The 2,976-nt window shown below is 70.2% G+C and carries 2 protein-coding genes; one reads left to right on the top strand and one right to left on the bottom strand.

What is annotated here, in order from left to right:
• Nucleotides 1–147 precede the first annotated feature (147 nt).
• Nucleotides 148–1,479: a cellulase family glycosylhydrolase gene (locus ACZ7GX_RS45640; protein ID WP_498786917.1), complete on the bottom strand. Its 1,332-nt coding sequence runs from the start codon at nt 1,477–1,479 to the stop codon at nt 148–150.
• A gap of 247 nt (nt 1,480–1,726) precedes the next feature.
• Between ACZ7GX_RS45640 and ACZ7GX_RS45635 the strand changes: the two genes are divergently transcribed.
• Complete coding sequence (locus ACZ7GX_RS45635; protein WP_498786918.1) at nt 1,727–2,887, top strand: ROK family transcriptional regulator; 1,161 nt, start codon at nt 1,727–1,729, stop codon at nt 2,885–2,887.
• Nucleotides 2,888–2,976: the final 89 nt, after the last annotated feature.

Raw genomic sequence — 2,976 nt, 5'->3', positions numbered from 1 at the left:
TTTCCCCCCCCGCCCCCCGTGTTTCTTTCGTGGGTTTTCTGTTTCCTTTCCCGCCCCAGACCCCCCCCCCCCCCCCCCCCCTCTCTTTCCCCCCCCCCCCCCCCTCCCCGCCCCCCCCCCCCCCCCCCCCCCCGGCAGGTCGAAGGGTCAGCTCGCGGTGCAGGACGCCGTCGGCGCGCTGTTCGCGCCGCCCGACGAGGCCGTGAACCCGAACGAGGCGCTCGCGCCCGCGCCGAGGCTGCCGTTGTAGCTCGCGTTGCGGGCCGTCACGGTCGACCCGCTGCTGGTCACCGCGGCGTTCCAGGCGTTGGTGACCCTCTGCCCGTCGGCGAACGTCCAGGTGACGGTCCAGCCCTTGATCGCCGACGTGCCCGCCGTGACCCGGACCTCGCCCTGGAAGCCGCCCGGCCACTGGTTGGTGACCGTGTACGTGGCGGTGCAGGCGAGCCCGCCACCCGGCGTAGTAGTAGTGGTCGTGGTGGTCGTCGTCGTGGTCGTGGTGGTGCCGCCGAAGATCGACGCTTCCTTCGCCGTGGCCTTGATCCCGTTGGCCCCGTTGAAGATGCGTTGACCCCACGTGGTGAGGCGAGCCGGGTCGAAGTCGGTGGCCATGTCCAGGATCGGGTCGCTGTTGCCGCTCCACGACCAGGCCAGGTAGCCGAGGCCCCGCTTCTGCGACTCGCTCAGGATCGTCTCGTGGTCGACCTCGTTCGCGGCGAACCTCCACCCGAACTCGCCGATGACCAGCGGCCACCCGTTGGCCTGGAAGCGGTCGAGGTAGTCGGTGATGGCGGAGGCGGTGTTGAACACCGAGTACATGTGGATGGACAGCACGGTGTTGCGCGCGCTGTCGGCGTCGAGGACCTTCTGGGCGTTGTCCCGCATCACGTACTGCCAGTCCTGGCCCCAGTTCGGCCCGTCGACCATGAGCAGGTGCCGGAAGCCGTTGGCGCGCAGCTTCTTGATCGCGGCGGTGGTCGCGTCGGTCCACTGCGCGGCGTCGACGTTGCCGATCGGCTCGTTGCCGATGTTGATGACGACGTAGTCCTCCTGGCCGACCAGGTTGTCCTTCTGGCTGATCCAGTAGTTCGCCGCCTCGTCCAGCGACGCCGCCGCGGCTTCCTCGCCGTAACCGGTGGTGTCGTGCACCTCCAGCACGCAGATCATCCGGTTCCGCTTGCACAGGTCGATGACGGCCGCCGTGTCCGTCGACGGACCCCACCGCTTGCCGGTGCCCAGCACGACCCGGACCGTGTTGGCGCCCAACGCCTTCACGTCGGCGAACGAGCTCGTCCGACCGGTGTACCAGACGTGCGGGTGGTTGACGCCGCGCATCACGAACGGCTGCCCGTTGGCCTCGACGATCTTCGTGCCGCTGACGTGCAGGCCGACCGCGGCCTGGGCCTGCGGCAACACCGTCAGCCCGACGCCCGCGACGACCAGCAGCGCGGCTGCGATCAGGGCGATTCTGCTTCTCATGGCTCCTCGACACCTCATTGAGTCGACGTTCCCGCGCTCCAACGCTCCGGGAGCGCTCCCAGGAAAGCTCTCGCTCAGTGACGTCCAATAGGCCACGCCATTAGTTTCTGAGCGGAACTTATGCCACCAAGCTACGGTCAACGCGGTCGAGACGTCAAGATCCGGCCAGCGCAACATTGCGGTGGGTAATCATCCGATGGTTCGACGACTGGGAGCGATCCCAGAACGCCGCTATGTTCGAGCGGTGATGTCCGACGCCGCCACCCGCTCCGTCACCTCCTCCTGGCCGAAGCTGCCCGAGGTGACGCGCGACGTCCTGCTGGAGGTGCTGATCCACGGGCCGCTGTCGCGGGCCGAGATCGCCGACCGGCTGCGCCTGTCCCGGCCGACCCTCACCCGGGTCACCAGGTCGTTGGTGGCGAAGGGACTGCTGGTCGAGGGCGACACGAGACCGCGCGCCTCGGCCGGCCGCCCGTCGGAGATGCTGCACGTGCGCGGCGCGGCCCACCGGTTCCTCGGCGTGAAGCTGACCGCCGAACGGCTCTTCGCCACGGTCACCGACCTGACCGCCACCCCCGTCGCCACGGCCGAGGAGCCGTTGCGCTCGTGCGACCCGGACGAGGTGGTCGCCCAGATCGCCGCCGTCGCGCGCCGGTTCCCGGGCATCACCGGCATCGGCGTCACCCTGGGCGGGATCGTGCTGGACGGCCTGGTGGCCCGCGACGAGTTCCTGCGCTGGACCGACGTTCCGCTCAAGGCGGCGGTGTCCGCCGCGACCCGCGTGCCCACCGCGGTGGACAACGACGTGCAGGCGCTCACCGCCGCCCAGCACTGGTTCGGCCCCGGCGCGGGGCTGCGGTCGCTGGCGGTGATCACCGTCGGCGCGGGCGTGGGCACCGGGCTGATCGTGGACGGCAGGCTGGTGGCCGGGTCGCACGGCCTGCCGCCCCACTTCAGCCACACCCTGGTCGACGCGCGCGGCCCCCAGTGCGGCTGCGGCCGGCGCGGCTGCATCTCCAGCTACCTGCTCACGCACGTGATCCTGCGGCGACTGACCGGCAACCCCGCCTACGACGAGGCCCTCGACCGGGTCCGCGCCGGCGACCCGCAGGCCCGGCAGGTGTTCGACGAGGCGGGCTACGCGCTCGGCGTGCTCATCGGCACCGTCGCCAACGTCATCGACCCGCAGAAGGTGCTGCTCACCGGCGAAGGGCTGCCGCTGTACGAGGTGTCGTCCCCGCTGGTGCACGACGGCATCGAGGACACCTACGAGGACGACCCGGACCTGATCGAGCTGGACGTGCGGCCGTTCGACTTCACCGAGTGGGCCCGGTCCGGCGCCGCGCTCGCCATCAAGGAGACGATCACCGGCGCCATCACCGCGCGGCCCGGGGGCACCCGGCGCTAGTAGTGCTTTGTTAGGTTTGTCGATAGTTGTTGCGGTGTAGCGGTTTCACGGTTTGGTGGCAGGTCGGGCATGCGCCGGTCCAGGTCGCG

The sequence above is a fragment of the Actinosynnema sp. NPDC037264 genome (genome assembly GCF_055603705.1).
Note: the sequence above shows the minus strand (reverse complement) of the source record. Positions and strands in the feature narration are given on the sequence as shown.

What these genes read in the sequence shown, in the direction of transcription:
- ACZ7GX_RS45640 (WP_498786917.1), bottom strand. Translation starts at nt 1,479, where the DNA reads ATGAGAAGCAGAATCGCCCTGATCGCAGCCGCGCTGCTGGTCGTCGCG.
- ACZ7GX_RS45635 (WP_498786918.1), top strand. Translation starts at nt 1,727, where the DNA reads ATGTCCGACGCCGCCACCCGCTCCGTCACCTCCTCCTGGCCGAAGCTG.